Origin of the sequence: Paenibacillus sp. OT2-17, assembly GCF_009827695.1 — a bacterium.
GTDB classification, from domain to species: Bacteria; Bacillota; Bacilli; order Paenibacillales; family Paenibacillaceae; genus Paenibacillus; species Paenibacillus polymyxa_B.
Genome location: NZ_WUDQ01000190.1, coordinates 1 through 6,325, shown reverse-complemented (window position 1 = coordinate 6,325; position 6,325 = coordinate 1). Strand labels below are relative to the sequence as shown.

Sequence of the window (6,325 nt, the reverse complement as noted above, 5' to 3'; positions counted from 1 at the left end):
TTCCAGCGACGGGGGTCCTGAATAGGCGTTTCCAGCAACCTGTCGGATAAAAATATATTCTCCACCAGTACATTACCGTCCGGTACACTCATGCTCATAATGCGCTTCGCAATCGGTTCCGGATCATCGCCTGTGGAAACCCCATCTGTCATATGACAGACCAATGGTGCAGGGCAATCCTGCATCCCTGGTAATTCTGCCTGCAAAATACGTTCAGCCTGCAAGAAGGCTTTTGCAGAATCTGAGAATCGTTTGGGTGTCAAATCGGGCAACGAGCCAATGGCCGCAATTTCATCTATCCCCTTAACACCATTCAGCAGGTCATACACGTCGTCACTATAAGCCAAAATCGCAATCCGATAGCGCGCTGTCAGCCGATTTCCTTTGGTTGACCGAAAAACCATCTGCCGGATCGCCAACGATATAGCTTCATATACAACGTCAATACGCCGCCGCCCCTCCATCAGCATGTTCATCGACGCGCTGATGTCAATCAGGTAAATGATCAGGGCGGGAGTACGTTGTGAAGCCTGTATTGTATAATTCATGGTTTGTACATGCTCCCCTCAGTTACCTTCTATCTCCATCTATCATTCCGCCCATATATAAACATATGAAATATTAAATTTTAGGCAGTCTAAAATTCGTATCTCCTAAAAAGTTATAAATCGAGGAAGCCCGATATCCCACTTCACCTACCGAACGATAATAAGAAGGATTACTATCATATAGTGTTCTAAAACGCTTGGCAAAGCTCTTAGCCTTCGCAGCGCTTCCACCTTCCTGAGAGGCATACGCCTTGTTGTACAGGGAAATAAGCTGAAGAACGTTCTCCTTGTTTCGTGCATGCAAGGACTCTTTTTGCTTTTGTTCCGCCTCGGCTGCTGCCTTACGAGCTGCCTCTTCCTGGGCGGCACGAGCTTCCTGCTCTTTTTTCAAAGCCAAGTATTTTTCATACTTTGCCTGTTGATCATACGCTTTTTGCTTCGCTAACTTGGCAGCCGCCTGCTTATTTTGTTCCTTTTGGGCGAGATAAGCTTCATATTTAACCTGTTGATCGATAAGGGCTTGCTGTCTCTTCTGCTCTTCCTGTTGCTTTTGAGCGGCAAGTACCTGCTGTTTGGCCTGCTGTTCCGCTTCCTGGCGTTGTTTCTCCGTCAGCAATTTTTGAGCGGCTTCCTGCTCGGCTGCCAGCTTTTCCTCGGCCGCCTTTGCAGCCTTCGCTGCCTCTTCCTGCTTGGCCGCCTCGATTTGACGCTGATTGGACTGATCTGCAAGAATATTCACGGCTGGGATTCCAGCTGCCAACAGAACGACTGCGGCCGCAGTTGTCACGATAAACGCTTTGGAGCGATACCAGGCTTTTGATTTTTCAGGTTGCTCCGGCGTCTTGGGATTCAACTGCTCCTCTAGCCCTGTGATCGCAGCCGACACCTCCACATGCAGAGGACTGCCATCTTCTACAAAATGATACAACGACCGGTATACTTCCAGCGCTGCAGCAGGTTTGTTTTGCTGCTCCAAATCACGTGCCTGTCGGAACAGCTTGTCCGTTACCCCACGCTCTCCCTGCTCCAGGGCAGCCTGATTTAGCAATGCAGCCTGTTCAGCCTTGAGCGGTGCAGGCGCTGACAAAGAGGGTGCAGCTTCACTGGCAAGACCGCCCACCGCTGCCGATTCTATTGTTTCTGTCGCAACAGGCTCCGGTTCTATAGCCTCAACTGGAATTTCCTGCTCAGTAACCGCATTAAGTACAACCAGCCATTCGCCAAAAGTAGGGCAACTGCTTAAATCCTGACTATCCCAGGCGCGGCTGAACAATTCTACCACCTTGCTGCCCCAACGGGATTCAAGTGATTTTCGTAAAATAAAATAACGTTCGCAAGGCGTCTGCATTTCATGCTGATCAAAATAACTCTCGCCCCACGCTTTGTCGACTACAACACGGTCAGACCAGCCCAGCATTTCTCCTATAATAATTGCCCCTGCAAAACGGTCTGCATACGCACTCCATAACCCGCTGTGGACGGTACGATGTGCGGCATACCCTGGCGAACCTGCCAATAGAGCGTCTGGACGATCCATTTTAGTACTATACATTTGTTCCACGTCCACCAATTCCACAGCTGACGTGCCTTGAGGCAGTTCCACTTCAGAAAAAAACGGAAGCATCACATTTGGCGCCGATAAATCACAGTGCGCCAATCCTTTTTGCTCCATAGCTGAACCGATCCCTGCCAATGCTCTGGCTAAAGCCAGACTATCGGAAGCCTCAAGCTGACGCTGATCTGTGAGACAATCGAACCATGTCATACCGTGAACCCATGGCATCAGCACCGCATACAGCAAATCAGGCTGCTCGGCGATCAGACTTCCGTTTCTTTCTGGAGTGAGCACATCACGCTTGCATACCTGCAAACCGGGAATATCCCCGTATGCTTCCATATGCTCAGATTGATAAACCATAGCAGGGATGCGGAACTTCGGAAAAAACACTTTAAGGGCTTTTGCCTCATGCGGTGCTCCGTTTTTGGCATTCAGTTGGTATACAATTCCCTGCCGCCCTGCTTGGGCATAGGCTAAACCGGGTGCAGCGGGATGTCGTCCAACCACATAAGCTGTGCCGTTTATGATCAATTCGTCTCCCGGATTCGGTTGAAAAGACATGAAACATCCCTCTCCTTACATCATTCAGTATGCTAGTTTTCCTCACCTTATTATATACATCTATGGATGGCAAGAAAACCGGGTATCCGTAGATCGCCCGGTTTTTCCTGAACATCCTGTGCCAAACCGTGAGGAATGGCTCACATATTGCTTCTTATAGAGTGGTATATGACAAGTTAATGCCTATCAGGCAAGGTAACTTATTTCGTTTGGTCAACCGTACGGAATTTGTTAGCGATAGCTGTCAATTCTTGGCTGATGCTGTTCAAAGTCGTTACGAAAGCTTGCATTTGTTTGCTAGCTTCCTGAAACTCTTGGAAGAAGCGTTGTTTAGTCATACCTTCCCATTGACCTTCCATACCTGAGATGGACTGTGTCAAACTGGAAACGATCTGTTGGCTTTGCTCACCACTTTGTTTAAATTGGTTAGCCACCTGATCAACCTGTTCTGGGGTAATTAAAATGCGTCCTGCCATTTTTTGCGTCCTCCTTGATGATAAAAATGTTTTTGTTTTATCTAGTTCAAATTGTACTATGGCTATTTAATTCCCTACAAAAGGCAAAGGACCTAATTGTAACAATCCCACTTTTTAACTATAAAACAGCACCTAACAGTATAATATTAACAAAACAACCACCTAATAAGTCCCATAAAGTCGGGAACTGCGAAACGAATCAAGTAAATTTTGCAGTCGATCCAGATTGTCCCGGAACGCGATCCCAACTAAGCGACAGGCTGATCTCTTGTTGTAGACGGATCAGTAAAATACCAATCCTGCGGACTGCTAGAAGACGCCTGCATCAGAATATCCTGATGCAACGTTTCTACATCCGAAGACTGTACACCAGCAATGGCATGTACGACAGACTGCGGGTTTGAAATCAGACTGCCTGTTTCCGAAGCTTGCCCAGGCAGAATAGACGGTGATTGCTGATTCGACCAATCGAGCATTGTGACGGGTCGTCCCAATGGTTGGCTGGCAAATGACAGAATCGTTTGATAGTTGTGATCAACAGACTGAAACTGCTCTGCCTTTCGGTTCAGTTGTGTACCTGATGTATGGAGGTAAGCATGAATCTGTTCTGACATCCGCTTGGCCTGCATCCAATGATTCAAGATCGCCTCGCGTGCAGATACATCCCAATCCAGCGATTGTAACGCCTGCTCCAAACCTGCTGTTAACTGTTGAATTTGCTCCGCCGCATGCTGTAGCTGCCCGCTAAGCCCCCGAAGCACATCCGGTTCAACTCGAATGCGCATATCCATCACCCTTCTTCTGTCACTTCTTCATTCACTGCCGACTGTTTCAACCAATTTAATAATAAATCCACAAACTGATCCCTTGAAGCCATAGCTGCAATCAGCCAGTCTCCGTTACCACTTGAGCTCATCCGAAATATCCAGTTCATTGCAGGACACAGGACAAAGGCTGCCCGTTGTGATTCCCACTCCCTGCCGTTCCATACCAGCAATTGCAGTTCTCCTTCGGCTACACGAGAACTCAAAGACTGAGCCAGTCTTGCAGCCCCCTCTGCATCTCCGCTAGCCTCGGTCAGTTTACTGCTGATCAGAGACACACTTTCTCCTGCCGATTGCTCGTAAATTTTATTAAATGCCTGCTTGGAGAACATAAGTGCGGGGGATTCAGGCACAAGTCGATCTACCCAACCCATTTTATCAATCAATGTCTCGCAAGCCTTTTCCACATTTCCCAGATCGTACAGTCGATACTCATCGGGTTCATCAGCGGATTTCACGAGTTCCACTACACGCTCGTTCGTGCAATGGAGATAGCCTTCAAACCGCTTACCTCCCCGCACATAGCGTATACGGCAAGCCCTGTTGGATAATCCCGCGATAGCGACTCTTGAAAAAACGGTAGGAGGCATTGCTAGCTCTTTGCCTTTATCTACCCACTTTAGATACCCCTTTTCCAAAAGAGTAGCTTTTACCTGCTCCCACTCTTCCGCCAACTCCTCTGCTAGATAGCCCTTAAACGGATCTTCCACCCCAAGCAGTCTGTCAGAACCCAGTACGCCTGCCAGAAAAAACAGTTCCTTCGCCCTGAGGGTTATTAACTTCTGCTTGGAAGCTTGAAACGTTAACATTATGAGCCACCTCCCTTCAAACTACAACATGCCATCGGTCACGAATTTTCGTTATCCAATCCTCACAGCTCACTTGCTCTGAGAAGGGAATTGCCGCTTTTATCCTGGTAAATTTGCGCCGTACGTAGTATCCCTGCCCAGGTGGCAGGACTTTTAGGCCACCAGCAGCGGCGTTCGCCTCCGAATAAGGGATACGAAAGAACGATAGATCATTCGAATCTAGTGTTCCAAATAGCATACCGCTTTGGCTTGCCTTGACATCATTAAACCAGTCCACACCAAAGGTAGGGAAATCAGATGGCACACCCGAGAGCACGACATGCACATTGCGATCACGTCCCAACCGTACAATGGCGGAGAGCTGATCCTTTATCATAAAATCGTTCAGTTGCTTACTTAACATATCCGCATCATCAATGACCAGGAGCAATTCGGGATCATTCCCCTCCTTGTTCCGCTGTTGAACGATATCATACACTTTCTGTACCAGAGGTCCCATTTCTTCCTCGCTTTCGGCAGCAGCCTTAACATGAGGAAGATGCCGTAATCTAGATAGTCCTCCGCCTCCATAGCGTGTATCGATCGTATAGACTTCCAATTGATCGGGTGATGTGTAATAAGCAAGCGATATAATCCAGCTCATTAGAAAAGAGGTTTTTCCACCCTCCATTGGACTACCCACTATAAAATTGGGCCCTTCTTTCAGATTCAGGAGAAAAGGCTCAAGATCGTCACTCTGTAGACCTACAGGTACTTCATAAGGAAGTGCACCCGATGGTCCACTTGTTCGATCCCACTGCTGAAGCAGTTCCGACAGTGGAATCCGCTCAGGTAATGGGAGGATGGCTGGTGCGTGCTTGCCTTTCCATTCCTGCACAATGCCAGCAATATTGCGGCGTAACCGTGCAGATCGCTCCGCCTCATCTTCTCCTGGTGAAGGCAATGCCGTCTGGAACTCCAGCGGAGGAACATGCCCTTTAACCAGAGCGCGGCCTGGAATTAACGGTCCTGGCGTTTTGGCTGGTCGTCCTACCGCATAGTAATAGTCACTCGGGTCGGACATTTCAAAAGAAACAGCATTCGGTATGTTACTGCGGAATTTCTCAAACACATCGGTAATCCGATTCGCTGTAATGATAAACGTAATACCTAGACTGCCTCCTTCTCGCAAAAGAGATTCCAGCAGTTCATTTTCATCTGGATAAGCATTACGGAAATTAAGATATCCATCAATAACTACGACAATTTGCGGAATATCCTCAACAGCAGAACGTCGATAAGAGCTTATTGTTTTGACACCAGCCTCGGAAAGCATTTCCTTGCGTACGGCCACCATCTTGAACAGATAACGGAACAGTCGCTTGATCCGGTCATCCTCCTCAGCCATCATAACAGCCCCGATTTGGGGAAGTTCCCCAAAGTCGCGCATCGTTCGACCCATATCAATGATATACCCGTTCCAATGATTCGCTGCAAAACGCTGAGCCGTGGACATCAGCAATGTATGCAAAAAGGTCGTTTTTCCCATGCCCGGCATGCCATACACAGC

Annotated in this window: 6 protein-coding genes; all 6 read right to left on the bottom strand. The window is 48.0% G+C overall.

Going from position 1 to position 6,325, the window contains the following annotated elements; genetic code table 11:
* The coding region (locus GRP75_RS16890) for a vWA domain-containing protein (protein ID WP_160789865.1) at nucleotides 1-548 on the bottom strand (548 nt) is incomplete at its 3' end.
* 73 nt (nucleotides 549-621) lie between these two features.
* Entirely contained in the window at nucleotides 622-2,667 is a 2,046-nt protein-coding gene (locus GRP75_RS16885) for a serine/threonine-protein kinase (protein ID WP_160789864.1), read from the bottom strand.
* A 200-nt stretch (nucleotides 2,668-2,867) separates the two neighbouring features.
* The gene (locus GRP75_RS16880; protein ID WP_013309990.1) at nucleotides 2,868-3,143 is read right to left on the bottom strand and encodes a WXG100 family type VII secretion target; all 276 of its coding nucleotides are present in this window, start codon (nucleotides 3,141-3,143) and stop codon (nucleotides 2,868-2,870) included.
* 248 nt (nucleotides 3,144-3,391) lie between these two features.
* A complete protein-coding gene (locus tag GRP75_RS16875; protein WP_023988266.1) occupies nucleotides 3,392-3,928 on the bottom strand; it encodes a WXG100 family type VII secretion target in 537 nt (178 codons plus the stop codon).
* Between the two features lie 5 nt (nucleotides 3,929-3,933).
* Nucleotides 3,934-4,776: a hypothetical protein gene (locus tag GRP75_RS16870; RefSeq protein WP_160789863.1), complete on the bottom strand. Its 843-nt coding sequence runs from the start codon at nucleotides 4,774-4,776 to the stop codon at nucleotides 3,934-3,936.
* Nucleotides 4,777-4,792: 16 nt separating this feature from the next.
* Nucleotides 4,793-6,325 (bottom strand): FtsK/SpoIIIE domain-containing protein (locus GRP75_RS16865; protein WP_272917213.1); only part of this gene is annotated, 1,533 nt, incomplete at its 5' end.

Excerpts from the sequence above, each read along its gene's own strand:
- GRP75_RS16885 (WP_160789864.1), bottom strand. The coding sequence starts at position 2,667 with ATGTCTTTTCAACCGAATCCGGGAGACGAATTGATCATAAACGGCACA.
- GRP75_RS16880 (WP_013309990.1), bottom strand. The coding sequence starts at position 3,143 with ATGGCAGGACGCATTTTAATTACCCCAGAACAGGTTGATCAGGTGGCT.
- GRP75_RS16875 (WP_023988266.1), bottom strand. The coding sequence starts at position 3,928 with ATGCGCATTCGAGTTGAACCGGATGTGCTTCGGGGGCTTAGCGGGCAG.
- GRP75_RS16870 (WP_160789863.1), bottom strand. The coding sequence starts at position 4,776 with ATGTTAACGTTTCAAGCTTCCAAGCAGAAGTTAATAACCCTCAGGGCG.